Annotated in this window: 25 protein-coding genes and 1 pseudogene; 7 read left to right on the plus strand and 19 right to left on the minus strand. The window is 46.6% G+C overall.

Features of this window, described 5'->3' with window-relative positions; all coding sequences use genetic code 11:
* The 8 genes from PHX29_01285 to PHX29_01320 all read right to left on the minus strand — a co-directional run.
* Positions 1-353: beta-eliminating lyase-related protein (locus PHX29_01285; GenBank protein MDD5604542.1), on the minus strand; the 353-nt coding region annotated here is incomplete at its 3' end.
* A gap of 25 nt (positions 354-378) precedes the next feature.
* Positions 379-1,218: a 4Fe-4S binding protein gene (locus tag PHX29_01290; protein MDD5604543.1), complete on the minus strand. Its 840-nt coding sequence runs from the start codon at positions 1,216-1,218 to the stop codon at positions 379-381.
* 1 nt (position 1,219) lies between these two features.
* Positions 1,220-1,795 (minus strand): RnfABCDGE type electron transport complex subunit A, encoded by a 576-nt coding sequence (locus tag PHX29_01295; GenBank protein MDD5604544.1) that lies wholly within the window; start codon positions 1,793-1,795, stop codon positions 1,220-1,222.
* Entirely contained in the window at positions 1,788-2,402 is a 615-nt protein-coding gene (rsxE, locus tag PHX29_01300; GenBank protein MDD5604545.1) for an electron transport complex subunit RsxE, read from the minus strand. Before rsxE ends, PHX29_01295 begins: the two co-directional genes overlap by 8 nt.
* Positions 2,403-2,416: 14 nt before the next feature.
* Positions 2,417-2,929, minus strand: coding sequence for an RnfABCDGE type electron transport complex subunit G (locus PHX29_01305; protein MDD5604546.1), 513 nt, complete (start codon positions 2,927-2,929; stop codon positions 2,417-2,419).
* Positions 2,919-3,875, minus strand: coding sequence for an RnfABCDGE type electron transport complex subunit D (locus PHX29_01310; protein MDD5604547.1), 957 nt, complete (start codon positions 3,873-3,875; stop codon positions 2,919-2,921). The genes PHX29_01305 and PHX29_01310 overlap by 11 nt, the downstream gene beginning before the upstream one ends.
* 1 nt (position 3,876) lies before the next feature.
* Positions 3,877-5,190 (minus strand): electron transport complex subunit RsxC, encoded by a 1,314-nt coding sequence (gene rsxC, locus PHX29_01315; protein MDD5604548.1) that lies wholly within the window; start codon positions 5,188-5,190, stop codon positions 3,877-3,879.
* Positions 5,177-6,196, minus strand: a complete 1,020-nt coding sequence (locus PHX29_01320; GenBank protein ID MDD5604549.1) for an FAD:protein FMN transferase — start codon at positions 6,194-6,196, stop codon at positions 5,177-5,179. The genes rsxC and PHX29_01320 overlap by 14 nt, the downstream gene beginning before the upstream one ends.
* A 170-nt stretch (positions 6,197-6,366) precedes the next feature.
* Here PHX29_01320 and PHX29_01325 point away from each other — a divergent pair, with 170 nt between their 5' ends.
* A complete protein-coding gene (locus PHX29_01325; protein ID MDD5604550.1) occupies positions 6,367-6,957 on the plus strand; it encodes a MarC family protein in 591 nt (196 codons plus the stop codon).
* A gap of 34 nt (positions 6,958-6,991) precedes the next feature.
* A complete protein-coding gene (locus PHX29_01330; GenBank protein ID MDD5604551.1) occupies positions 6,992-7,411 on the plus strand; it encodes an iron-sulfur cluster assembly scaffold protein in 420 nt (139 codons plus the stop codon).
* Here PHX29_01330 and PHX29_01335 read toward each other — a convergent pair.
* From PHX29_01335 to pyrR, 7 genes and pseudogenes are all read right to left on the minus strand, one after another.
* Complete coding sequence (locus PHX29_01335) at positions 7,391-7,984, minus strand: flavin reductase family protein (protein ID MDD5604552.1); 594 nt, start codon at positions 7,982-7,984, stop codon at positions 7,391-7,393. The two genes, PHX29_01330 and PHX29_01335, sit on opposite strands and share 21 nt — an antisense overlap.
* A gap of 12 nt (positions 7,985-7,996) precedes the next feature.
* Positions 7,997-8,785 carry a dihydroorotate dehydrogenase electron transfer subunit gene (locus PHX29_01340; GenBank protein MDD5604553.1) on the minus strand — a complete coding sequence of 263 codons (789 nt, stop codon included), beginning with the start codon at positions 8,783-8,785 and terminating at the stop codon, positions 7,997-7,999.
* On the minus strand, positions 8,782-12,030 hold the full coding sequence (carB, locus tag PHX29_01345; protein MDD5604554.1) for a carbamoyl-phosphate synthase large subunit: 3,249 nt from the start codon (positions 12,028-12,030) through the stop codon (positions 8,782-8,784). Before carB ends, PHX29_01340 begins: the two co-directional genes overlap by 4 nt.
* Positions 12,031-12,113: 83 nt before the next feature.
* Positions 12,114-13,211, minus strand: coding sequence for a glutamine-hydrolyzing carbamoyl-phosphate synthase small subunit (gene carA / locus PHX29_01350; GenBank protein MDD5604555.1), 1,098 nt, complete (start codon positions 13,209-13,211; stop codon positions 12,114-12,116).
* Positions 13,212-13,228: 17 nt separating this feature from the next.
* A complete protein-coding gene (locus PHX29_01355) occupies positions 13,229-14,545 on the minus strand; it encodes a dihydroorotase (protein ID MDD5604556.1) in 1,317 nt (438 codons plus the stop codon).
* A pseudogene (locus PHX29_01360) lies at positions 14,535-15,467 on the minus strand (aspartate carbamoyltransferase catalytic subunit). Before PHX29_01360 ends, PHX29_01355 begins: the two are co-directional and overlap by 11 nt.
* Positions 15,468-15,529: 62 nt before the next feature.
* Positions 15,530-16,081 carry a bifunctional pyr operon transcriptional regulator/uracil phosphoribosyltransferase PyrR gene (gene pyrR / locus PHX29_01365; GenBank protein MDD5604557.1) on the minus strand — a complete coding sequence of 184 codons (552 nt, stop codon included), beginning with the start codon at positions 16,079-16,081 and terminating at the stop codon, positions 15,530-15,532.
* A gap of 244 nt (positions 16,082-16,325) precedes the next feature.
* Here pyrR and PHX29_01370 point away from each other — a divergent pair, with 244 nt between their 5' ends.
* On the plus strand, positions 16,326-18,581 hold the full coding sequence (locus PHX29_01370; GenBank protein ID MDD5604558.1) for a UvrD-helicase domain-containing protein: 2,256 nt from the start codon (positions 16,326-16,328) through the stop codon (positions 18,579-18,581).
* On the opposite strand, the gene PHX29_01375 is transcribed toward PHX29_01370, so the two are convergent.
* Genes PHX29_01375 through lepB form a run of 4 tightly spaced genes read right to left on the minus strand, consistent with a single transcriptional unit; the run spans position 18,578 to position 20,706 of the window.
* Positions 18,578-19,069 (minus strand): Holliday junction resolvase-like protein, encoded by a 492-nt coding sequence (locus PHX29_01375; protein MDD5604559.1) that lies wholly within the window; start codon positions 19,067-19,069, stop codon positions 18,578-18,580. The genes PHX29_01370 and PHX29_01375 overlap by 4 nt on opposite strands.
* A 15-nt stretch (positions 19,070-19,084) precedes the next feature.
* Positions 19,085-19,567, minus strand: coding sequence for a tRNA (N6-threonylcarbamoyladenosine(37)-N6)-methyltransferase TrmO (tsaA, locus tag PHX29_01380; GenBank protein MDD5604560.1), 483 nt, complete (start codon positions 19,565-19,567; stop codon positions 19,085-19,087).
* A gap of 2 nt (positions 19,568-19,569) precedes the next feature.
* Positions 19,570-20,148: an orotate phosphoribosyltransferase gene (gene pyrE / locus PHX29_01385; GenBank protein ID MDD5604561.1), complete on the minus strand. Its 579-nt coding sequence runs from the start codon at positions 20,146-20,148 to the stop codon at positions 19,570-19,572.
* Positions 20,149-20,151: 3 nt separating this feature from the next.
* The gene (lepB, locus tag PHX29_01390) at positions 20,152-20,706 is read right to left on the minus strand and encodes a signal peptidase I (protein ID MDD5604562.1); all 555 of its coding nucleotides are present in this window, start codon (positions 20,704-20,706) and stop codon (positions 20,152-20,154) included.
* A 211-nt stretch (positions 20,707-20,917) separates the two neighbouring features.
* Between lepB and PHX29_01395 the strand changes: the two genes are divergently transcribed.
* The 4 genes from PHX29_01395 (at position 20,918) to PHX29_01410 (ending at position 24,759) form a co-directional block, all read left to right on the plus strand.
* The gene (locus PHX29_01395; GenBank protein MDD5604563.1) at positions 20,918-21,697 is read left to right on the plus strand and encodes an SIMPL domain-containing protein; all 780 of its coding nucleotides are present in this window, start codon (positions 20,918-20,920) and stop codon (positions 21,695-21,697) included.
* Between the two features lie 117 nt (positions 21,698-21,814).
* A complete protein-coding gene (gene ribD, locus PHX29_01400; GenBank protein MDD5604564.1) occupies positions 21,815-22,897 on the plus strand; it encodes a bifunctional diaminohydroxyphosphoribosylaminopyrimidine deaminase/5-amino-6-(5-phosphoribosylamino)uracil reductase RibD in 1,083 nt (360 codons plus the stop codon).
* A gap of 3 nt (positions 22,898-22,900) precedes the next feature.
* Complete coding sequence (locus PHX29_01405; protein ID MDD5604565.1) at positions 22,901-23,530, plus strand: riboflavin synthase; 630 nt, start codon at positions 22,901-22,903, stop codon at positions 23,528-23,530.
* Positions 23,531-23,544: 14 nt separating this feature from the next.
* Positions 23,545-24,759, plus strand: a complete 1,215-nt coding sequence (locus PHX29_01410) for a bifunctional 3,4-dihydroxy-2-butanone-4-phosphate synthase/GTP cyclohydrolase II (GenBank protein ID MDD5604566.1) — start codon at positions 23,545-23,547, stop codon at positions 24,757-24,759.
* Positions 24,760-24,768 lie beyond the last annotated feature (9 nt).

A 24,768-nucleotide genomic window follows, 5' to 3' on the forward strand; every position in this document is an offset into this window, starting at 1 on the left:
ATTTCAGCCAGGGGGATGGTTCCATCAGGAGTATTGGGCACAGTGCGCATCACAACTCCACCCAGAGCAGAAGCCCCGCCAACTTCATACCAGAAGATGTGGGACTGGCTGCCGAGGATTATCTCCTCCCCGCGCTGGGTATGAGTGAGTACCGAAAGGAGGTTGCTCATTATTCCGCTCGTGGTATAAAGAGCCGCTTCTTTGCCGAGCATGTCTGCCCCAAGCTTTTCCAGGCGGTTAACGGTAGGGTCTTCTCCATCTACGTCATCCCCAAGTTCGGCTTCGTACATGGCTTGGCGCATTTCATCGGTAGGGAGGGTCTTGGTATCGCTTCTCAAATCTATCGTTTTCATAGACGGCTTTAACCCCCGGTAATTATTAGGTTGACGAACTTGGTTCTGGTGCTCTGAAGAACTCCAGGGTATTATTGGGGCATACTTCAATGCAGTCTCCGCAGAATGTGCACTTATCGGCAATAAACTCCGGTTCTGCCTTTTCCTTGTTCCAGGTGATTGCTTCATATTTACAAGCATTAAAACACTTGCGGCAGTGGATGCACCCGGTCTCACAGCGCTCCCTGCCTGCAATCTGCTTAAGTTCGCTATAGTTACAGCGAAAGGCGATTTTGGTTTTACCTGGGACTAGTTTAATAAGATCCTGCGGGCATTCTTTTATGCATAGGCTGCAGCCGGTGCATTTTACATAATCAATAACCGCTATGCCTCTGGTTTTATCAATCGATATTGCATCGTACTTGCAGGCTCGCATACAGTCACCCAGACCAAGGCACGCATACGGGCAGTGCTTGAATCCACCTGCCTGAAGAGCAGCTGCCTTGCAGGTTTGGGTGCCAGAATAATCAAAGATAACTTCGGAATTCCCCCCGCAGTGTATCATTGTCTTCTTGCTTAAGGAATCAGTATCTATGGTAACTCCCAGTGCGGTTTCCAGGGCTTTGATGGCTTCTTTATCTCCAGCGAGCATTGGGCAGGATACTTCTCCGGCTTTTTCGGGATTGTTAACCAGTTCACTGGCAAGGGCAAAACAGCCAGCGTAACCGCAGGCTCCGCAGTTCATTCCTGGCAAGAGGGAGTTGATTTCGTCGATTCTTCCTAATCCGGGGACTTTATGCGGCACCCGGATATATACAATGTAGATTGCTGCACCGCACAACAGGCCTATCAAGCCAATGAGAACAACAGTTAGAAATAACTGCATGCTATACCATCCCCGCAAAACCGGAAAATGCCAGGCCTAAAAGTGCAGCCACCATAAAAGCAACCGGAAGCCCTTTCATAGATTTGGGGACACGCGCATTATCCAGCCTTTCGCGGATGCCGGACATTATTACCAGCACCAGGGCAAAACCGATACCACCACCCAGCGCTGACAGCACGCTTTCGATGAAATTATAGCCTTCGCTGGTGTTTACCAGCGTTACACCAAGAACAGCACAATTGGTGGTAATAAGGGCCAGATATATACCAAATGCACTATACAGGGCATAGTTGGTACGCATGATAACCAACTCCAGGATCTGAACCAGGGTAGCGATAACCAGGATGTAAACCACCGTGCTTAAATACTCTGCGTGGAGGTTGACTAAGATGTAGTTATATATTGGCCAAATCACTGCCGAGGCTGCTACCATAACAAATGTTACTGCCAGCCCCATGCTTAATGCGTTGGATAATTTTTTAGATACTCCAAAGAACGGGCAAAGTCCTAAAAATTTTACCAGCACAAAGTTGTTGATGAGTGCCATGCTGAGGAATATTGTCAATGGATTAGTCATTCTTTATTAACCCCACTCTTCTGAACAAAGCCAACAGCAGGCCAATCACCAGAAATGCTCCCGCCGGTAACAGAAATAGCGAAATTGGTTGTTCGCTTAAAACCGGGAGGGAAAACAGAGTATTACCGAATATGGTTAGCTTGCCGGTTCCCAGGGTCTCTCGTAATGTAGCGATAATGCATATAGCCAATAAAAACCCTGAGCCCATTCCAAGCGCGTCAGCTACTGCCAGGCTCAACCGGTTTTTGGAGGCAAAGGCTTCTGCCCTGCCCAGGATAATGCAGTTAACTACTATCAGGGGCAAATATATACCGAGGGATTCATACAGCGCAGGCACATAAGCCTGGAAAATCAAACTAATTATAGTAACAAAGGTGGCGATAATTACAATAAAGGTTGGTATACGCACAATGCCAGCTACCCATGTACGCAGTATCGAAACCAGTATATTTGAGCAGAGTAGTACGAAAATTACTGCTGCACCCATCCCGATAGCATTATCAAGCGAATTGGTTACTGCCAGGGAAGGGCATAGACCCAAAGCCATTACGAATATTGGGTTGGATACCACCAGCCCCTTGCCGAATTCTTTTAACCAGCTAACCATATATACTCCGCATCTTAATCCAGCAGTGCTACCTTTTCCATTGCCATTTTGCTGACGGCTTCGATAACCGCTTTCGAGCTGATAGTTGCTCCGGTCAGCGTATCTATTTCTGAACTCACCAGGTCTATTGCCATTCCCTCAAACTGGCTTATGAATGGCGGTTCTGTAATTCGGGTACCAATACCCGGAGTTTCGGTATGGGATATTATCACAATTCCCTTGATTGTTTCTTTATTGGCCAGACCGACCATGATTTTTATTTCCCCGCTATACCCCGGGGTACTGGCGAAAAACGCATACCCCTCCAGATCTCCATTGTCATAAAGGGTATAAATGTCGTTCTCGAATTCGAAATCATCCATATCAGGAAATATTTTAGTAAGATGGGCAAGAAATTGCTCATGCTCCTGCCGTTTTATCTGCTCCTCGGTCAGATTATAGGTGAGGCCAAGCAGGCTGACAGAAACCATTACGATAAACGTAAGGAATATAACGGCATAATACTTTTTAAGATCGCTAAGCTGCATTCCTCTTGACCTTTTTCATCCCCATAGGTATCGGTTTCACATACCTGTCAATAAGTGGAGTAACGGCGTTCATGATTAAAATAGCATAGGTAAAACCATCAGCAGCGCTGCCAAGCTGGCGAACAAGTACTGTAAAAACACCTGCGCCGATGGCAAATATAAGCCTTCCCTTCCAGTACAGTGGTGTTGTTACCGGGTCGCAAGCAAAATAAAAGGCAGTTAGCATTACCCCGCCAGCCAGTAGGTGGAAGATTGGGTCCGCGCCAAAAGCCAGGCTGGTCAAGGCAACAGCGCCGAGGTAGCTAAGGGGAGTTCTAATATCAATCGTACCGATTAAAAGTAGCAGCAAGCCGCCAACAATTACAAAAATGGCACCACTGCCGATGAAGCCGGCTGTATTTCCAAATAACAAGCTCTGGTACAGTTCGCCCTTGGTGATTTCTGCACCTATTTCACCAACCAATGGATTTATCCCGGAAATCAGATCTCCCCCGAAACCAGTAGGTTCAATCCAGTGGCTCATCGGGCTTGAAAAACTTGCCAGCAGAAAGGCCTGAGCTCCTAGTGCAGGGTTAAATATATTTTGGCCAGTACCGCCGAAAGCTTCTTTTACAATGCATACAGCAAAGATGGCTCCAATAGCTGCCATCCACAATGGCAGCGCAGGGGGAAGAACCAGCGCCAGGAGCAGCCCGGTGATTACAGTACCGGCATCGAATTTGATAGCTTGCCCTCTCAGTTTTTGGCATATCATTCCGGCGATAATTGCGGTTATTACGGTAACCGCAATAACACCTAAGGCGTTGTACCCATACCGCATTATTCCGCCAACAGCTGGAATCAACAACGATACCAGAGTTATCTTCATCATTTTGCCGGTATCAAACATCCCTCGCATATGAGGGGCGGGTGATAACCGGCTTTTCTGGCTGACTTGTTCTGCCACTTTAGCTATTGCTTCCTCTCAATTTAATCTCGCGCTTGGCGATCTTGATGTATTGCATTAAGGGAATGCCTGAAGGGCAAGAGAATGCGCAATTGCCGCATTCAAAGCAGATATCGATTCCGTATTTACTGCATTCTTCGTATTTACTAATGCGCGCGTTGTAATAAAAATCAACTGGAGAAAGACTAACCGGGCAGACATCAATACATTTACCGCAACGGATGCATTCACTTTCATGCATTTCGGTCTCTGTGAGGGCTAATACAGCAAAAACAGGAGGCGTGATAGGTATCTCCAGGTTATGAGCAAGGCGCCCTGTCATTGGACCACCAAGAATTATCTTATTATTATTGCTTCGGATTCCTCCGCAGTAATTAATAATATCCGAAAGAGGGGTGCCGATCCGCACCTTAAGATTTGCCCGTTTTACCAGGTTGCCACTTGCGGTAATTGTTCTGTCGGCGGGAGGAAGCCCACTCGTCATTACATCGTTTACGCTTTTGACTGTAGCAATACTATGGATGCTGGCTCCGATATCCTGTGGCAGCCTGCCGGGTGGTACTTCCCGTTTCAGTATAGTTTTTACCAGTAATTCTTCAGCGCCTGAAGGATAAACTGATTTAAAGGGGCTGATTAGTATCTTTCCCCCCATCTCCATGTCTGCTGCTGCATTCTCAAGGCTGGCAATTGCGGCTGGATAACGATCATTTACAGCGATGATGGTTTGCTGGGGAGACAGTATTTTTTGAAAAACACGGGTGCCGGAAATAATGTCATGGGCGTTTTCAATCATCAACCGGTAATCGGAGGTAAGATACGGTTCGCACTCCATTCCATTGATTACCAGAGTGTTTACCTTGGCGTTTAAGGCGGAGAGCAACTTGATATAGAGCGGGAAACCGCCGCCGCCCAACCCATATATACCGGTTTTTTCAATTAACTTTAGCAGAGTACGGCCGGAGGCATTTTCCCGGGGGGATTTTTCTGGTTCTATCCATTTATCCTGTCCATCGGAGGTGATGGCCACTGCTGAAATTAAAGAACCATAGAAAGGATCAGCGTATTTGATGATTCCGGTTACCTCTCCTGATATGGTGGATACAATTGGCGGCATAACTGGGTTATCACTTGTGCCGATCCCTTCACCGGCAACAATTGCCTGTCCCTTGTTGACAGTAGGAGCATATTCATTGCCGTAACACAACAGGGGGATAATTACTTTTTCTGGAAGAGGTATCGTCTCAATTGGGCACGAGGCAGTGAACTTGTAACCGGGCAAATCGATACTGTTGAAGGGGATGTTATTTATTTTCACCCTGAACCTCGTATTTACTCAATCCATCAGAACGATGTATCTCCCGATCGTTATCGATTATCATGCATTCAACCCCTTCGAGGTTGTCGACGAATCTTATTCCTTCTACTGGCCCCATTACAAATACTGCAGTTGCCAGTGCATCTGCCAGTTCTGCCTGGCGGGTGATGATAGTAACCGAAATGCACTCACTGACTGAATAACCGGTACGTGGATTAAGGATATGGCTAACCTTTTTAGCAGGGTCAAAATACCTGGCGTAATTACCCGAGGTGGCAATAGACTCGCCCTCTAAAGCAAAGGAAACAATTGATTCATTGGTATTATCAGGATTTACCAAGGTTGCTTTCCAGGCGGTGCCATCGGGCTTGTCTCCCAGGGTAGCACTATCCCCGCCAGCGTTGACAACGGCATGTTTAATCCCCAGGTTTTCCAGGACTTTTAAAGCCTCACCAGCAGCAAACCCCTTGGCAATTCCTCCCAGGGTTATTTCCATCCCCTCAGACATGGTAATAGAATTTGCACCCGGTACAATTTTATTGTACCCGACGAGCTTCATTGCCTCGTTTACCCGTTCTTGTTGAACCTGGGGAGTTTCTGACCAGAGGCCGCCTTCCCAAAGTTCAAGAACTGGCTGAACGGTAATATCAAAAAAACCGTTGGTGAGCTCGCCGTATTCAATAGAGAGTTCAACCAGCTTCTTTAGATCCGCACTGGGGGAATCAATGAATCCTTGTTCATTAAGACGATAGGCTTCGGCAGTTTCGCTGTAAATCGAAGCTGCTTGTTCTATTTCCTGCATGCGCTCAAAAGCCGCTTCAATTGCCGCTGAGGCGGTATCTTCGTCTGTAGCGTAAAGGGTTATAGACACAAAGGTCCCCATCAGCATGCGTGTTTCATCGAAGCTCGTCAGGGTTGGGGCAGAACATGCTCCAGTGACCAGGGTAGAAGCCATAATAATCAGGGAGCATATTGCTCCCAAAATCTGCTTGCGGCAAGAAATCATTTAGCGCCTCAATATAACATTATAGACTATCACGAACTGGTTTAGCATGAGAAACGGGTCTACACACAGAAAATAAAAGGGTATTAAGCTTATCACAGAAACAGGTGGATGTTCCAGTTGCGCTGTATTTGTGCCTTTAATGTATAATGGATTCCAATATGGGTGAGTGGATGCAATCATTATTGCTGACCTTTGTTCCATTGTTTATCGTGATGGATGCTTTTGGTGTATTGCCGTTTATCATCATCATGAGCGAGGGATCTACTGCTATGGAACGGAGCAAGATGGTGAAGGTTGCAATAATAACTGCAGCAATAGTCGGTTTGGTTTTCTTGTTCATCGGGCGGCTGATTCTGAATGCTATGGGTATTTCAGTAGGGGCGTTTGCCATTGCCGGGGGTATTATCCTGCTGGTGCTGTCCGTTAACTATATGACCAAAGGGCACATGATGGATGCAAGCAAAGAAGAAATGGTAGCGGTTGTGCCAATAGGAACGCCGCTTCTGGCTGGCCCGGCTACTATCACTACACTATTACTGCTTGAATCTCAATTTCCTTTTTATATTGTGCTGATATCCCTCACCTTAAACCTGCTGCTTACGCTTGTAGTGTTTTCATTTAGTAATCAGATAGTTCGCTTTATGGGCCCGGGTGGGATCAAGGCAGTATCGCGCGTGTTTACGCTGTTGCTTTCAGCTATTGCGGTAAACATGATGTTACAGGGTCTTGAGATGCTTGAGCTGATTACGCTGCCCATCTAGTAGAAGGCTAAAATATATTCTGGGAGTAATATAGATGAGCGACGGTGCTTTAGATAAGTTAAGAGATGCAATTCAGGCAGAATTACGTTATGCCGGTTTTTCTGAAAAAGCACTACTGCATGCCACGCGCCCCGCTAATACCGGTGAGTTAGCAGGGCATAATGCTTTTGGTATATCGTTTGGGGAAAATGGCGAAACTTTGGCTATCTGGTTAAAAGTTAAAGACGAAGTGATAACCGGGGCCAGTTTTACATCCGATGGGGATGATGCCCTGACTGCTTGCGGCAGTATGATTACCGAATTGATAAAGGGCAAAACGCTGGAACAAGCGGGCTTGCTCACTTCTGGTGATCTGGTGCGTGCCCTGGGAGGCTTACCGCAAGGATGCTCAGTGGCAGCTGACCTTACTATTGAAGTTCTGGGTAATGCGCTGTTAGACGCTCCCGGGAGTTAAACGGATTTTTATTTCTTTGCCCTTTTTAAATGCCGGAGCAATTGAATCCCCAAAGCTGAGGTATTCCTGCCTGTGGCCAGATGAATACAGAAACGGCCGTATTTTATTTACATCCGGCTTACCTTCGGTCAGGCAATCTGCCGTAATATAAGTTTCTAAAATTTCTCCGATTACCAGTACATGACTGCCAAGATCGGGCATTTGTGAAAGTCGGCATTCAAGGCTGATCGGGCATTGTTCAATCATAGGTGCGTTTCCTGAATCTCCGTAAAAGACATTAAAACCGCAAGCGGCAACTTTATCATAGCGCTTACCGCTGGCTATTCCGCAGAAATCTGTTTCGGTTACCTGCTCTACTGAAGGAATGCAGACTGAGAATGAGCCGGTTTCTTTAATCCCTTTGAGGGTAAAACGCTTATGATTAATAGCAATCGAAATCATTGGTGGTTCCCCACAAGCGATTCCGCCCCACGCTGCGGTGAGAAAGTTGGGTTTGCCATTTACGTTGGATCCAACTAAAAAGGCTGGCATTGGGTAAGCCAGGGTAGTTGGCCCGAGGCGTACTTTTTCCATGAGATACCTCTCTTATATACCGGGATTTTTATCCCATAATATAGCGTTATAGTCAAACACCGGCCCATCGTGGCAGATCTTTTTCATGCCGGACGTAGTTTTTATTGAACAACCATAGCACGCTCCAAAGCCGCAGCCCATGCGGGCTTCTAGGGAGACTTGAAAAGGTTTGACTCTCAAGAGCTGCTTGTTATGGGCGGCAATCGGATGATACATAGCGTTTGGACCGCAAGCCATAATCTGGTCTGCCCATCCTATATAGTCATGTAATATTCCGGTTACCAGGCAGTGGGCACCGCAGGAACCATCTTCAGTGGCTATATAACACCTTACCTGCTCTGGCAAGTTATTGGCTGGATAGACACAAGAGGCTGTGCTTGCTCCCTGGAGCAGCGTCACCGATTTACCAGCTTCATGTGCTGCCTGCGCTACGAAGCGTAAAGGCGCAATGCCTAAACCACCAGCAATCAGCAGAATGTTCTGTACTCCAGAGGCAAACGAGAACCCATTACCAAGCGGGCCGAGTGCGTTTACTTCAATGCCTGGTTTTTGCTTGGAGAGCCAGGCTGTTCCCTTGCCGACTACAGCAAAAAGAACTGCGAAACTATCCTTGGTGTAATCTACCTGATGCACTGCAAGAGGCCGCCTCAAGGGGTAGCCATCGCAACTTAACATAACAAATTGGCCTGGTTTGGCTGTTTGGGATATTTGAGGGCAATTCAACCATGCCAGGAAGACTCCCTGATAGAGCTCTTCTATACTTTGTAACGACGCTGTCAATGGTTGTATTTTACTGTTCATTTCTCCTCAGTAATGGTTCTGTATTGAAGCATCGAAAGTGAATTGTACAGCTGATGCCCGTGTTTGATAGCTTCAACCGCAGCGCGGGCAGTATCTAGCGAAGTGAAGCAAGGGAGGCGCTGTTCGACAGTTGCCCGGCGGATATGAAAACCATCTCTTAGTGCCGTTCCTCCTCCGGTGATTGTGTTAATAACCCCGGCAACGATACCGTTGCGTATTATATCTATAATATTCGGGTGGCCTTCACCCAGCTTCTTGCTAATCATTTTTACCTTAAGCCCGTCTGCCTCTATCATGGCAGCAGTGCCTTCTGTTGCGTATAAGCGATAACCCTGCTTGTCCAGATCGCGGATTATTGGCAGTGCCTCTGGTTTATCGCGATCGGCGATGCTGAGAAGAATTGAGCCAGTCTCGGGTAACATCATGCCGGAGGCAATCAGTGCTTTGGCAAGAGCTGCATCAAAAGTGAGGTCAATACCCATAACTTCTCCGGTGCTTTTCATCTCCGGCCCAAGGTATGTATCCACACCGGCAAGCTTGGACATGGAAAATACCGGAGCTTTAATGGCGAAAAGTTTCTTTGGGGGAACCAATCCTCCACAGTAACCCTGTTGCCTAAGGCTTTTGCCCAGCATTACCTGTGTAGCCAGGTCGACCATTGGTATACTGGTTACTTTGGAAATGAACGGTATGGTCCGGCTGGCGCGAGGATTGACTTCCAGGATATAGATACCGTTTTCTCCCGTGCTTTTAGAACGGCATACAACAAATTGAATGTTCATCAGGCCTTTGATTTTAAGTGCCTTGCCCACTGTTGTAGAGTAATCTACTATAGAATCAATATCTGATTGGGAAAGATTGATGCTGGGGTATACTGCCATTGAATCTCCACTGTGGACTCCAGCCCTTTCGATATGTTCCATTATCCCAGGGATGAGTACATCTTCGCCATCACAGACTGCATCTATTTCTACCTCTTTGCCAAGCAGGTATTTATCTATCAGTACCGGATGGCCGGTTTGCAGGTCAACCGCCATTTTCATATAACGTACCAGTTCGCTCGCGTTATGGACAATCTCCATAGCGCGCCCACCAAGAACATAGCTGGGGCGTACCAGTACCGGATAGCCGATCAGCTCCGCCACTTTAAGGGCTTCTTCTATTGTATAGATTGCCGATCCGGGCGCCTGAGGTATTCCCAGGTTGGAAAGAAAACTCTCAAAGCGCTTGCGGTCTTCAGCAAGATCTATGGCTTCGTAATCAGATCCAAGCAGTTTAAGGCCGTTACGGGTTAACGGTTCTGCCAGGTTGATGGCAGTTTGACCGCCGAATTGTACAATCACACCCGGGGTAGATTCTTCGCTTGCAGTTGTAGTTTCATTATCAATAATATCTCTTACGCTTTCCTCATCCAGGGCTTCAAAGTAAAGCCGGTCGGATGTATCGAAATCGGTAGAAACAGTTTCCGGGTTGGAGTTTACCATTATGCTCTGGTAGCCAGCAGCCTGGAGAGCCCATGCTGAGTGTACACTGCAATAGTCAAATTCAATTCCCTGGCCGATGCGGATAGGTCCGCTGCCGATAACAATCGCCTTTTTTCTGTCTTCCGGGATAGCCTCGTTTTCCATTTCGTAGGTACTGTAAAAGTATGGGGTAGAAGCATCGAATTCACCGGCGCAGGTATCTACCATTTTAAATACCGGTCGTATATTCCATTCATGACGGAGTGCGCGTACTTGTTCCGGCAGCCTGTCCGCAAGGGTAGCGATTTGCTCATCGCTGAAGCCCATGCGTTTTGCTTCGGTTAATAATTCTGGTTTAAGCGGCTCCGATAGTAGCTTTTTTTCCATGTTGATGATATTGGATAGTTTTTCTAAAAACCAAACATCTATGCCAGTAACAGCGTGAATGCTATTTAAGCTGATATTTCTGCGAATAGCAGCCATCAAAGCCCATATACGCAGATCGTTGGGATACAACGGGTAGGCATCTATCCCTTTATCTTTATCCCATTCACTATCTTCCCACAACATGGTTTTCTTGCCGAATTCAAGGCAGCGCACAGCTTTTTGAAAAGCGGCTTCAAATGTTCGATCGATAGCCATCACTTCCCCGGTTGCCTTCATCTGGGTGCCAATGATGCGGTCGCCACTGGCGAATTTATCAAATGGCCATCGGGGGATTTTTACCACTATATAGTCAAGCGACGGTTCGAAAGAAGCCATGGTCTTACCGGTTACAGCGTTGGAAATCTCATCCAGGCGTTTTCCTACAGCTATTTTGGCTGCAACACGAGCAATTGGATAACCGGTAGCTTTACTTGCCAGTGCGGATGAGCGGCTCAGGCGTGGGTTGACTTCGATTACATAATACTGGTCGCTTTTTGGGTCGAGTGCCATCTGAATGTTACAGCCGCCCTCAACGCCCAGCGCGCGAACGATTTTTAAACTGGCGGTGCGGAGCATCTGGTGTTCTTTGTTGGTAAGTGTCTGGGAAGGAGCCACCACGATGCTATCTCCGGTGTGCACTCCCATAGGATCGACGTTTTCCATATTGCAAATGGCAATGCAGTTGTTGGCTCCGTCCCGCATTACCTCATATTCAATTTCCTTCCAGCCTTTTACTGAAGCTTCCACCAGCACCTGGTGAATAGGGCTAGCCGCCAGGCCTGACATGGCAACCTTCTCAAGTTCTTCCCAGTTTTGGGCAAAACCGCCTCCGGTACCTCCAAGGGTATATGCTGGGCGGATGACTACCGGAAAACCGATTTCTTCTACAGTGCGCCTTACCTGTTCAATACCGGTAACTATGGCAGAGGGCGGTACCGGTTCCCCGATTTCCGTCAGCATTTTTTTAAATAGTTCGCGATCTTCACCTTTGCGGATGGCACTTATAGGAGTGCCCAGCACCTTGACGTTATACTTTTCCAGAATGCCCTGGTCGGCAAGCTCCATGGCAAGGTTAAGCCCGGTTTGACCGCCAAGAGTGGGGAGCAGCCCATCCGGCCGCTCCTTTTCTATTATTCTGGCAATCATTTCTACAGTCAGCGGTTCTATATAGACAATATCGGCGATATCTTCATCTGTCATGATAGTAGCCGGATTGGAGTTAATCAGCACCGAAGTAATACCTTCTTCGCGCATTGCTTTGCACGCCTGCGTTCCCGCGTAATCAAACTCCGCTGCCTGGCCGATGACGATCGGGCCAGATCCAAGTATCAGCACCTTTCTTGGTTTTTCAGGCATTTAGTTTTGTTTCCTTTGCTAATTTATATAACATAATTATTAATGTTGATCATTTTGTATTGAGCTTGTCTAATACGAAACGTCTAGTTCGCTCCCTTTATGCCGATCATATTTACAAACTTTTTAAAGAGGTACATACTGTCGAGCGGGCCGGGGGAAGCTTCAGAGTGGTACTGGATGGAAAAGATGGGCAGTGTTTTATGCTTGAGCCCTTCCACCGTTCCATCGTTTACATTTATAAAACTAACCTCAAGCCCTTCTTTCAAGGTGTCCGGGTCTACCGCGAAGCCATGATTTTGAGCAGTAATATGCACATGGCCATTTTCGAGCTCTAACACCGGCTGGTTTCCTCCACGGTGGCCGAATTTCATCTTGTAAGTTTTTGCGCCAAAGGCTCTGGCAATCAGCTGGTTTCCAAGGCAAATCCCCATCATAGGTATTTTATCTGCCAGTTCCCTGACGGTATCTACAATGTTATCTACCAATTCGGGGTTACCCGGCCCGGGGGAAAGAATTATACCGTCCGGTTTCAAGCTCAGGATCTGGCGAGGGCTCAGGCTGGGAGGAACCACACTTACATTGGTACCCAGGCCAGACATTATTCGTAATATCGAATATTTCATACCGCAGTCCAGCACCAGGATACGAAGTGCTGATTCGTCAACTGGATTTCCCGGCCAGGAATAGGGTAGCCGGGTACTGACTCGGGAGATAAAATCTTGCTGTTCGTACCGTGGAGAAGATTTAAGTTTTTCAAACGCATGATCTGCATCCAGGCTGGATGTGATGATGCCCATCATTACCCCGTTTGAGCGCAACTTGCGTGTGATTGCCCTGGTATCGAGCCCGAACACCCCAGGTACATCATATGATAAAAGATATTCGTCCAATGTGTTGGTGCAGCGGTAATGACTTGGCTGAATGCAGCATTCGCGTACCACCAGACCACTAAGTTGAACCCGGTTAGATTCAACATCTTCCTGGTTGGTTCCGTAGTTTCCGATAAGTGGATAAGTCGGAATCACTATCTGCCCTGCATAGGATGGATCTGTGAGTATTTCCTGGTAACCAGTCATACTGGTACTGAAGACAACCTCGCCGATGGCATCTTGCGTTGATCCGAACCCGGTTCCTTCGTAAGATGAGCCGTCTTCAAGAACCAACAGTGTTTTATTATTCATTATGATTTCCCCAGTTGTTATAGCGTTTGACTGTTTTTAGTTCCATTAAATATTATCTGCCCGGAAACAATTGTAAAGGCGACTTTTCCTTTGAGTTCCATTCTGTTGTAAGGAGTGTTCTTGCCCTTGGATAGAAAAGCATTTGAGTCCACTACCCATCTTTGGCCAGGATCGATTATGGTGATATCTGCAATCGAGCCATTATCAAGAGAGCCAAGTTTCAGGCCTGCACCTACCAGTATTGCAGCGGGAGCAATAGTCATTTTAGAAACAACTTCTGCCATTGTGAGCCTGCCGTCATGGACAAGTTTCATAACTACTCCCAGCGCAGTTTCAAATCCGCTTATCCCCGCTGGAGCCAGGCTAAATTCCTGGTTTTTATCACTTGAAGTGTGGGGAGCATGGTCGGTGGCGATGATATCGATTGTGCTATCTTTGAGACCTTCGATTAGTGCTTCGATATCTTCTTGGGTCCGCAGGGGTGGATTCACCCGGGCGTTGGTATCGTAATTCATTACTGCCTCTTCGGTGAGGCTGAGGTGGTGAGGCGTTGCTTCGGCAGTGACCCGCACGCCGCGCCGTTTTGCCTCCCTCACTATTTCTACCCCGCCAGCGGTTGATATATGTGCAATGTGTACCCACGCTCCGGTATATTCAGCCAGTCTTACATCACGGGCAATCATAACTTCCTCGCTGATTGCCGGGCTACTCGGGATACCGAGGAGTGTGGATATTTTTCCTTCGTTCATTTGCCCATTTGCTACCAGTGCCGGATCTTCGCAGTGGTTTATGATGGGCAGCCCTAACGGTTTTGAATATTCAAGTGCCCTGAGCATTATCCAGGAGTCAGCTATTGGCGAACCGTCATCGCTGAAACCAACTGCGCCAGCTTCGGCTAGCTCTATCATAGGAGCAAGGGTTTTGCCAGCTCGGTCAACAGTGACACAAGCTATTGGTAGTACTCGCACCCGTGAATCTCTGGCTGCTGTCTCTCTAATGTAACTTAATGTTGACGTACTATCTGCTGAGGGTTGTGTATTTGGCATACAGCAAATTGTGGTAAACCCTCCGGCAGCGGCAGCCAGCGAGCCGGTTTTAATGGTTTCTTTATCCTCAAATCCCGGTTCTCTCAAGTGGCAATGAAAATCGATAAAACCGGGGGCAACTATCATTCCCTTGGCTTCAATAACCTCAGCATTTTGGTTAAATGATGATGCTGCGCCGGGACCACTCTGGATTATCTTGCCATCTTCTACAACAAGGTCTCCTTTGACTTCAAGTGACCTGGCCGGGTCGATTATTAGACCATCTTTGATAATCAGTCTAGATTTCATCTTTTTTACCACCGATAACCAGATATAGCAGTGCCATTCTGACGGCGATTCCGTTGGTAACCTGCTGATCTATAACCGAGGCAGGGCAACGAATCAATTCTGGTTCAATTTCAATATTCTCATTAACCGGCCCAGGATGCATAAGCATTGCATCTGGTTTGGCAAGCGCAAACCTTTGCCGGTTCAATTGATAATAGCGTATATATTCACGCACATCCGGCATCAAGCCGGCATTTTGCCTTTCCTTTTGCAGCCGGAGCACCATTACCACATCAGCTCCTTCCAGGGCTTTTTGAATATCGGTTTCTATTTCAACCCCCTGATAAGGGTGATATCTGTAATTCATCCCCGGGGGTAATAGAGTTAATGGGGCGCACAGAGTAACTTTTGCTCCAACTCCACTGAATCCCCAGATGTTGGATCTGGCTACCCGACTATGACGGCTGTCTCCAAGTATTACTACCTTAAGGTCTTTCAGATGTTTCTTTTGTTCGAATACCGTATACATATCCAGTAGTGCCTGGGTAGGATGAGCGTGCCAGCCATCACCAGCATTTATTATCGATGCCTGGGCATGTTTTGCTGCCAGGTAAGGAGCTCCTGCCATTGAATGACGTATTACAATTCCGTTGACGCCCATTGCCTGGAGTGTGTGAAGGGTATCAATCAGGCTCTCCCCCTTGACGATACTGCTGGAGGCTGATGCCAGATTAATTACATCGGCGCTCAAATTCTTGGCAGCCAATTCAAATGATCCCCTGGTGCGGGTACTGGGTTCGTAAAACAGCGTAGCAATAGTCTTTCCTCTGAGTGCGGGAACTTTTTTAATTGGCCGGGAGAGGATTTCCTTCATCGCACTGGCGGTCTTGAGTACAAGGTCATACTCGGCTACAGTAAAGCTGTCTATATCGAGCAGGTGTTTTCTTGTCCAGTTAAGGTTTTGTGGCTCATCTTCGAGCAATTCGGTTTGTTCTTTTGCCATTACTATTCCTCTTGGGTTTCTCCCAGGTTGAAAATAGAGACTTCATCTGTATCATCTGTTTCAGAAAGTTTGACTCTGACATCTTCATTCCGAGAGCTAGGGATGTTTTTCCCTACGTAATCTGCGCGTATCGGCAACTCCCGATGCCCGCGGTCTATCATAACTGCCAGCTTTATCGAGCTTGGCCTGCCCATATCAATCAGCGCGTCCATGGCTGCCCGTGCGCTGCGGCCGGTGTAGAGCACGTCATCAACCAGGATGACAATTTTTTCATCAATACTTACCGGTATCGAAGTGCTCTCAACCACAGGTTGGAGGTTTCTGTGGGCAAGGTCATCGCGATACAGGCTGAAGTCAAGCACTCCAACGGGGATAGTGGTTCCTTCGTATTTTTTTATATTTTCTGCCAGCCTATGGGCAATGGGTACGCCCCGAGTGCGCATTCCAACCATAACAATATTACTTAAATCCCGGTTGTGTTCTATTATTTCATGGGCCATGCGCCCCAAGGTTCGCCGGATGTCTTCTGCCGTCAGTACTGTTTTATTTGTCATAAAAAAACCTCTCGCCGGCTGGCAAGAGGTTAAACACCGCTATGTACAGGTATCTGCTTAACTTCCTTACCAGCCTCACTGGACTGGTTTAAAGGGCACCTTATTACAGGTGAATATTTTTTTATTTCGGTGAAGTATAGCACTTGTTATTGCTCCGATACAAGTTTTTTTCCCGTTATATGAAGAATTGATTGCATTTTTATACTGTATGACCTGAAGGCTTGTAGAATGTTATAATTATGCCATGACGAAAACCGACCTCCTCTCAAATCTCAACCCCCCTCAGCAAAAAGCAGTTGAAACAGTAGAAGGCCCAGTTTTGATACTTGCTGGGCCAGGCTCCGGTAAAACCAGAGTCATTACACACCGCATTGCCTACCTGGTAAGGGTACTTGGAGTGCGTCCCTATCACATTATGGCAGTGACTTTTACCAATAAAGCTGCCAGGGAGATGTCCTCCCGGTTAGAAGTTCTTGCCGGTAGCGCAGTAAAAGATATGACTTTGGGCACTTTCCACGCTATTTGTGTAAAGATTCTCCGACGTGAAGGGCGTGAATTGGGCATTGATCCGAACTTTACAATTTACGATGGAGACGATCAATTAAAATTGGTGAAAGAATCCATTCAGCAAGCTGGTTTTGATCCGAAAAACTATACACCCGGAGCGGTATTGTCTGCTATTAGCGCTGCCAAGAGCGAACTTCTGAGCCCAGAAGAGTTTTCTCAGCGTGCAGGTGGGCATTTTGATGAAGTAGTGGCGCGCGTTTATGAGAATTATCGCGGGCTTTTGTCTAAAAACAACGCCCTGGATTTTGATGATCTACTCATGAAAACTGTAAAAGGCCTGGCAGCTAAAGAACATATTCTAAAGCGCTATCAGGAGAAATACAGGCATATCCTGGTTGATGAATTTCAGGATACGAACCTGGTGCAGTATGAGTTGGTAAAACTGCTTTCGGCCAAGCATCGCAACATTTGTGTTGTCGGTGATCCTGATCAATCTATATATTCCTGGCGGTCAGCTGACATTCGCAATATATTAAACTTTGAAAAAGACTATCCAGATGTAAAAACTATCTTTCTGGAGCAGAATTACCGTTCTACGCGCAATATAATCAGCGCGGCTCAGGCGGTGATAGACTCCAACAAGTCCCGCAAGCAGAAGAAACTCTGGACCGAAAACGAAGAAGGTTCCAGATTAACTCTAATAGAAGCCTATGACCAGCAGGAAGAAGCCCGGCTGGTCATCAATGAAATATCCAAACTCACCGATAATGGTGGAATGAAAGCAGGTGATATTGCGGTGCTCTTCCGCACCAACGCCCAATCACGCGCGCTGGAAGAGGCATTTGTACGCTACGGTATCCCATATCGGCTGGCAGTTGGCACCAAGTTCTACGAACGACGCGAAATCCGGGATATGCTTGCCTACTTGAAACTTATATATAATCCGGCGGACTCTGTCAGCTTGATGAGAATTATTAATGTGCCCGCCAGGGGTATTGGCCGCCAAACGTTGGAGGAGCTTGCTCATTTTGCGGTTGCCAAGGGTGTGCAGGAAGCAAGCGCGCTAAAGCTGCTGTTGACAACTGGCGAAGCAGAGCTGCTGGAGTATTTTTCACCAAGGTCAATCAGGATATTGCAAGCGTTTGCCGTGTTTATTGCTGAAATACAGAAAATGGCAAACGAGATGAGAACTTTGGACATGTTTGATCAGCTCGTCAACCGGATTGAGTTTAAAAACTATTTACAGAGTCAGCCAGATGGCGAAGACCGCTGGCAGAACGTACTTGAATTGAGAAGTGTAGCCCAGCAGTACAATGAACTTGCTCCTGAAGAGGGGCTGGCAGCGCTTTTGGAATCGATTGCTCTGGTAGCAGATACTGACTCCCTGGGGGAGGTGGCTGATTCAGTAAACCTGATAACTCTTCACCAGGCTAAAGGGTTAGAATTCCCGGTGGTGTTCATTGTGGGAATGGAGGAAGGCGTCCTGCCTCATTATCGTTCAATGGATGATCCTGCTCAAATGGAAGAGGAGCGGAGGTTATGCTATGTTGGTATTACGCGGGCAAAAAGCCGGATTTACCTATGTCGTGCTTACCGACGCATGTTGATGGGTAATACTCAGGCCAATTCGCCATCCAGATTTATTGCCGATATTCCGGGAGAATTGTTTTCCCGTAAAGAAGAGGCGAAACCACCACGAAGTTCTCAAAGTTTTTCGCTATTCTACCGAAGTGACAGTAGCACTGGAGCCGAATTTTCGCTTCCAGCAAAAGAAAGGCGAGTGGTAATCCCAGAAAAAGCGCCTCCGGTGGATGTTCCTCACCTCAAATCAGGCAACCGGGTACGCCATCCGCAATTTGGAGATGGAATTGTAGTGTCGGTTAAGCCGTCTGGGGCTGATCAGGAAGTTGTAGTTGCTTTTGATGACGAAGCGGTAAAGTTGAAACGGCTGCTGCTCAGCTTGGCACGGTTGGAAAAAATCTCCCCAGATTAGTACACCGGGTAGTCTGGCTGGGTATCTTCCAGTTGCGGGGCAGGTTCGTTACCAGGCCGTTCCAGTAGCTCCCACCGAACCATGCCATCTTCAACGAGTTTTTGAATTTTACGTTCAACAGGTGTCAACTGTGCACTGGGGCCATTTTTGATTTCCATGATTACAATTTCTGATGGTGCTCCCTGGCTTAAACCAGGAAAAACCAGCATATCTATTGGACTGCCTATAAAGCGAGCTTCAGTAGGATCGTATTTGAATTCTGGCAAGTAAGGTGCCATTTGTTCATAAAAACGCCCTCCGAGCACTGCCCGGCTCTGGTTAATTGCTTGTTTGCGAATTGAAGTTTTTTCAAGCTCCAGTATTTCCCTCTCCTGTTGCTGCCAGAGCAGGAAACGGCGCTCAAAGCGCCTCCTTATAAGATAAAACATAATAAAAAGGAACGCGATGGAAACAAGGATAGAGATGGCAATAATTAGAGCTGGTTCCATTACTTAACCACCTTTCTAACTAAAGCGGCCGTCACACTTTTTGTTTATTGCTTCATTGGATATTGGTGCCAGCCACCCTTCTTTTTCAGTTTTATAAACATCAAAAGCAGTGACATAGGGCTTGATATCTAGGAGTGGTGTTCCATCCAGGATATCCACATTTTCGATGTCAAGAATATTGTCCCTGATGCCGAGAAGCCTCACAACCGATAAGCCGATATGGTTTGGCCGGCCTGGCATGCGGACGGAAAAAATCCCCCTCGATTTATCTTCCATATAAGGAGTTACTATCATAGGCCCATCATCGGCCAGGTGGAAATAATATAAAAGAATAATGTGGCTAAAACCATCGAGGTCTTTTAGACCTGGGACATATTCCGGAGAAAGCTCAACGGTACCTTTAACTCCCTGAGCTCCGATAGGCTGGATTGGGGTTCCCTTGGGATGAATAAATGGAGAGTGAACAGTCCCAATAGCCTTGACTGTAAATAGCTGCAATCCTAAACCTCGCTGCTGCCCGGTTTGACCAGCGGAACACCTTGTTCGCACAGGGGGCATTTATCCGATCGGTAGGTGATTGTTTCAGATCGTATACAACTGTACACCGGAATGTCAATACCCAATGGTTTTTCCGAGCGATCAACCAAAACCCCAATGCCAACAAGCTTGCCACGTGAGCGGTTGATTACATCTACCACTTCCATTATAGATTTGCCGGTGGTAAAAACATCATCAACCAGTAGCACTCTTTCCCCAGGCTTGATTTCAAACCCACGTTTAAGCGCGCGGGATCCATTGGCAATTTTTTCTGCAAAAATCCCTCGGGTACCCAGATAGCGAGCAACTTCGTAAGATAAAATAATTCCGCCGGTAGTCGGCCCGATTACTACTTCCACCTCATCATTAGAGAAGTTGGTGGCAATCATCTGGCACAGTTGAGAAGTGTATTCAGGGTACTGCAGAATACGGAATTTTTCCCAATATACAGGGGAATGCAAGCCGGATGTCAACTGGAAATGTCCGTTTAATATGGCGCCCGAACTGATGAAAAGATTTTCAGCATAGTTATTGTTTGGCATAATTTATTCCGGCAATGAATAATGCGGAACTCCTCCGAACTCGCTGAATGGCCAGTAGGTAAACCAGGCCTTTCCAGTAATGTTTTTAAGTGGTACTGTCCAGCCGCCCCTTGAGTCACTGCTGTTGTTGCGGTTGTCTCCCATAACGAAATAGTGCCCTTCGGGGATGATACTGCCCTGGTAATCGAACATGGCGAGCTCGGCAGTATATGGTTCATCCAGAGTAAAAGAATGTCCTCCTGCCTTGGTAATATGAACCACACCATCTATGACGCTTACTCTTTCCCCCGGCAGACCGATTACTCTTTTAATGTAATCACTGGTAGCGCCAATTTGAGAAGGAGGAGTAAAGATGATGATATCGCCCCTGTCCGGCTCGGAAAATTTGTAGGCCATCTTGTTAATCATGATTTGTTGGCCTTTATACAGATTTGGCTCCATGCTTTCTCCAATTACTTCAGCTTTAATAAAAGCCATTTGTAACAGGAAGAAAATGCCAAGTGATGCAGCCAGAATTATACCAATTTCACGTAGCCAGTATTTTACTGATGAATTCATAACTTTACAATTATACTCCAAAAGCTCAACCATCCAAAAAAAGACTTATTATAAAGCTGTAACGACGACTTGGCAGGCTAAAAGCTGGTGTATGTTCTGATAATTGCCGAGAGCATTAAAAATATTTTAAATAATTTTTATGATTTGTGGCTTACTATTGTTTTCAGCAGTCGTTTTATCTATCAAAGGTCTTACAGACGGGGAGGAAAATATGATAACTATACAAAGAAGTACAGTTCTCGCAATCCTGGTGGTAGTTGCATTAGCTGCAGCGGTGGGTTTCGGTGTGAATGCTCTCACTTCAAACCCAGCTGCCGCTGAGAGTAACACCAACTACATGAACTTTTCGACCCAGAATGTCGGTATTTGGGTCAACGGACAAGGGAAGGTTACTGTTATACCGGATATTGCTGTTATCAGCATGGGAGTGGAAGCCCAGGCAACAACTATAGAGGAAGCTCAGAACCAGGCGGCTGAATCGATGGATGCTTTAATGCGTGTGCTTAAAGATGCTGGGGTAGCCGACAAAGACATTACCACGCAATATTTCAATGTAAATGCGATTTATAACTGGGATGAAATCACAAGAGCTTCAGTCATCACGGGGTATCGTGTTGCCAATACCGTAAGTGTTAAGATTCGCAATATCCAGGATGCTGGTGGTGTGATTGATGATGTAGTAGCAGCAGCTGGAAAAAACGCTCGGATTAATAGTATTTATTTTACGGTAGAAAATCCGGAACAATATTATGATCTTGCCAGGGAAAACGCAATGAATGATGCCAAGCACAAGGCAGAACAGATGGCCTCTCTTGGTGGGGCACAGCTTGGTAAGCCAACCTATATTTATGAGGGGAATTCTTACTATCCACCGGTAATAAGATACGATAAGGCTTATGCCGAAAGTGATACCGGTACTCCAGCCACTCAGATTTCTCCCGGTGAAACGGACATCATAATAAATGTTCAGGTAGTATATTCAATACAGTAGTCCCGATTCGGGAAAAAATCAGCCCGGAGATCTTTCTCCCGGCTGATCCGGTTTTCATCTGAGCTGAAGTATTTGCAGGTACTAGAAACGTGATGATAGAATCTAACTGTGAAGTACATGCAAGAAGCCCTTTCTTTAGCTAGGCTTGCGCTTGGCAGCGTTAGCCCTAATCCGGCTGTGGGCGCTATACTCGTTCAGGACGACATAGTTGTGGGGAGGGGTTATACCCAGCCCCCCGGCCAGGCTCACGCTGAGGTGGTTGCCTTGCAACAAGCAGGCGAAGCTGCAAAAGGATCGAGCTTATACGTAACGCTGGAACCGTGTTGTCACTATGGTAAAACCCCTCCATGCACCGAAGCTATAATACGCGCCGGTGTATCTGAGGTACACGCTGCTATGATTGACCCGAATCCGGTGGTTAACGGTAAGGGCTTGGCTGCTCTCCAGCAAGCGGGCATCAAGACAGTACTTGGTGAGAGTAAAGAAGAAGCCCAAGAAATTGTAGAAGCTTACATAAAATATATTACTACCGGTATACCTTTCGTAACTGCCAAATTTGCAATGAGTCTTGATGGTAAGATTGCAACCGGCAGCGGGGATTCCAAATGGATATCCAGCGAATCCTCCCGGAGTTATTCACACAGCTTACGAAATCAGCATGATTCTATCATGGCTGGTATCAATACAGTGCTAAAGGATGATCCTCGTCTTACAGTAAGAAGTGGAAGCGGGAAGGGTGGGACGGCACATAGACAACCGGTTAGAGTAATTGTAGACAGTTATGCCAGGACACCCTTAAATGCCCAGATTCTTGCCGAAACAGGAAGGACGATTATTGCAGTTGGCGAAGAAGTTTCCGAACAGAGAAAGCAACAACTTATAGAAAAAGGTGCGGAAATTATAGAACTGCCTGTAATCAACGGATTTATCGACCTGAAGCAGCTGATAAGCGAACTGGGCAAGAAAGATATAACCAGTGTTATGGTTGAAGGGGGAGGCTCTGTCCTGGGGTCTCTGTTTGATCAGCAGGTGGTAGATAAAGTTGTCGCCTTTATTGCTCCGATAATAATTGGGGGCGATCTTGCCAGGTCTCCGGTGGGTGGGCAGGGGGTTGATAAGGTAACGGAAGCATTCAAGTTGACGAATGTTAAGTATGCAAATTTTGAAAACGATATCATGGTAATCGGTTATTTGAGATAAAAGATGTTTACCGGCATAGTAGAAGAAATGGGAGTGCTCTATTCCAGGCAGGAAAACCGTTTGACTTTTAAAGCCAAAAAAATACTCGACGAGTTGGAGATCGGCGACAGTATTGCGGTAAATGGTATCTGCCTTACAGTAATATCTTTTAACCATGAAGGCTTTACTGTAGAAGTAATGCCGGAAACCTTAAAACGCTCCAACCTTGGTATGGTGGAAACCGGTGGCAAGGTAAATTTGGAAAGAGCGCTTACTCTGGCTCGGCCGCTTGGCGGGCATTTTGTTCAGGGGCATGTGGATGGTATCGGGAGGGTTAAAACAGTTACCAAAATCCCTGGAGCAACTATAATCAAGTTGGTTGCACCTGCCAATATAATACGTTACATTGTAGATAAAGGCTTTATCGCAGTTGACGGAATAAGCCTTACGGTCGTAGAACAAATTGGCGATGAGATTACTCTTTCAATTGTCGGTCACAGTTTGTCCAATACCACTTTAGGCAGCCTCAAAGCTGGAGACGTTGTAAATCTGGAAGCTGATATTTTAGCAAAATACGTGGAAAAATTTACTGTTCGGCGAGATGGTGGAATTAGTATGGAATTTTTGGCCGAACATGGTTTTACAGCAGAATAATAAGGGGTTGAATTATGGCACTGGCCACTATAGAAGAAGCACTCGAGGATATTAAAGAAGGCAAACTCATTATCGTTGTCGATGATGAAAATCGCGAAAATGAAGGAGATCTTTTAATTGCAGCGGAAAAGGTCACACCTGAAGCTATCAATTTCATGATAAAACATGCCCGCGGACTGGTTTGCATGCCTTTGACCGGCCTGAGGCTGGATGAGCTTGATATACCTATGATGGTGAACCAGAATACTTCTGCCCATTGTACTGCCTTTACCGTTTCCATAGAAGCAAAGCATGGGGTTACCACCGGCATTTCTGCCCATGATCGAGCTCATACGATACAAACGGTAATAGATCCAAAAACCAGGCCAGAAGACATTGCACGGCCTGGACATATCTTTCCTTTGAGGGCTAAAGATGGTGGAGTATTAATCAGAGCCGGGCATACCGAAGCGGCTGTCGATCTGGTAAGGCTTGCTGGTCTTTACCCTGCCGGTGTAATTTGCGAGATTTTAAACGCTGATGGCACGATGGCTAGAGTGCCGCAGCTGGAAAAGATTGCAGAAGAGTATAACCTTAAAATTGTGAGTATTGCTGATCTTATTGCTTACCGCATGCATCATGAAAAATTGATTAGAGTGGTTACAAAAACCAAACTCCCCACTCAATATGGTGAATTCCAGGCTATAGCATACGCCAGCCAGACTGACGAAGGCGAACATTTGGCTCTGGTGTATGGAAATATTCATACGGATGAACCTGTGCTGGTACGGGTACATAGCGAATGCCTCACCGGTGATGTTTTAGGCTCAAAGAGATGTGATTGCGGTGAACAACTGGATGAGGCAATGAGGCGGATAGTGGAAGAGGGTAGGGGAGTTCTGCTTTATATGCGCCAGGAAGGCAGGGGCATAGGGTTTCATAATAAGCTAAAAGCTTACGCCTTGCAGGATGAAGGGATGGATACCGTAGAAGCCAATATTTGCCTTGGATTTAAAGATGATCTGCGAGATTATGGAACTGGTGCGCAGATTCTTGCCGATTTAGGTTTACATAAAATTGTATTACTCACCAATAATCCCCGCAAGGTTGTCGGATTGGAGGGTTATGGTTTGACGGTGGTTGAAACCATGCCTATAATAATCCCGCCCAACGAATACAATCGGCGGTATCTGGAAACCAAACAAAACAAGATGGGGCATTTGTTAAAAATTGATAAAGATACGCAGTAGTACTGGTAT

It is taken from the genome of Dehalococcoidales bacterium (assembly GCA_028717385.1).
Lineage (GTDB): Bacteria > Chloroflexota > Dehalococcoidia > Dehalococcoidales > CSSed11-197 > CSSed11-197.

Bases quoted from the DNA above. Each gene is read 5' to 3' on its own strand.
- rsxE (MDD5604545.1), bottom strand. From the start codon at position 2,402: ATGGTTAGCTGGTTAAAAGAATTCGGCAAGGGGCTGGTGGTATCCAAC.
- PHX29_01290 (MDD5604543.1), bottom strand. From the start codon at position 1,218: ATGCAGTTATTTCTAACTGTTGTTCTCATTGGCTTGATAGGCCTGTTG.
- PHX29_01370 (MDD5604558.1), top strand. From the start codon at position 16,326: ATGACGAAAACCGACCTCCTCTCAAATCTCAACCCCCCTCAGCAAAAA.
- PHX29_01320 (MDD5604549.1), bottom strand. From the start codon at position 6,196: ATGATTTCTTGCCGCAAGCAGATTTTGGGAGCAATATGCTCCCTGATT.
- carB (MDD5604554.1), bottom strand. From the start codon at position 12,030: ATGCCTGAAAAACCAAGAAAGGTGCTGATACTTGGATCTGGCCCGATC.
- pyrR (MDD5604557.1), bottom strand. From the start codon at position 16,081: ATGACAAATAAAACAGTACTGACGGCAGAAGACATCCGGCGAACCTTG.
- PHX29_01355 (MDD5604556.1), bottom strand. From the start codon at position 14,545: ATGAAATCTAGACTGATTATCAAAGATGGTCTAATAATCGACCCGGCC.
- lepB (MDD5604562.1), bottom strand. From the start codon at position 20,706: ATGAATTCATCAGTAAAATACTGGCTACGTGAAATTGGTATAATTCTG.
- PHX29_01395 (MDD5604563.1), top strand. From the start codon at position 20,918: ATGATAACTATACAAAGAAGTACAGTTCTCGCAATCCTGGTGGTAGTT.
- PHX29_01295 (MDD5604544.1), bottom strand. From the start codon at position 1,795: ATGACTAATCCATTGACAATATTCCTCAGCATGGCACTCATCAACAAC.
- carA (MDD5604555.1), bottom strand. From the start codon at position 13,211: ATGAATAATAAAACACTGTTGGTTCTTGAAGACGGCTCATCTTACGAA.
- PHX29_01325 (MDD5604550.1), top strand. From the start codon at position 6,367: ATGCAATCATTATTGCTGACCTTTGTTCCATTGTTTATCGTGATGGAT.
- PHX29_01335 (MDD5604552.1), bottom strand. From the start codon at position 7,984: ATGGAAAAAGTACGCCTCGGGCCAACTACCCTGGCTTACCCAATGCCA.
- PHX29_01340 (MDD5604553.1), bottom strand. From the start codon at position 8,785: ATGAACAGTAAAATACAACCATTGACAGCGTCGTTACAAAGTATAGAA.
- ribD (MDD5604564.1), top strand. From the start codon at position 21,815: ATGCAAGAAGCCCTTTCTTTAGCTAGGCTTGCGCTTGGCAGCGTTAGC.
- PHX29_01410 (MDD5604566.1), top strand. From the start codon at position 23,545: ATGGCACTGGCCACTATAGAAGAAGCACTCGAGGATATTAAAGAAGGC.
- PHX29_01305 (MDD5604546.1), bottom strand. From the start codon at position 2,929: ATGCAGCTTAGCGATCTTAAAAAGTATTATGCCGTTATATTCCTTACG.
- PHX29_01405 (MDD5604565.1), top strand. From the start codon at position 22,901: ATGTTTACCGGCATAGTAGAAGAAATGGGAGTGCTCTATTCCAGGCAG.
- pyrE (MDD5604561.1), bottom strand. From the start codon at position 20,148: ATGCCAAACAATAACTATGCTGAAAATCTTTTCATCAGTTCGGGCGCC.
- PHX29_01375 (MDD5604559.1), bottom strand. From the start codon at position 19,069: ATGGAACCAGCTCTAATTATTGCCATCTCTATCCTTGTTTCCATCGCG.
- PHX29_01330 (MDD5604551.1), top strand. From the start codon at position 6,992: ATGAGCGACGGTGCTTTAGATAAGTTAAGAGATGCAATTCAGGCAGAA.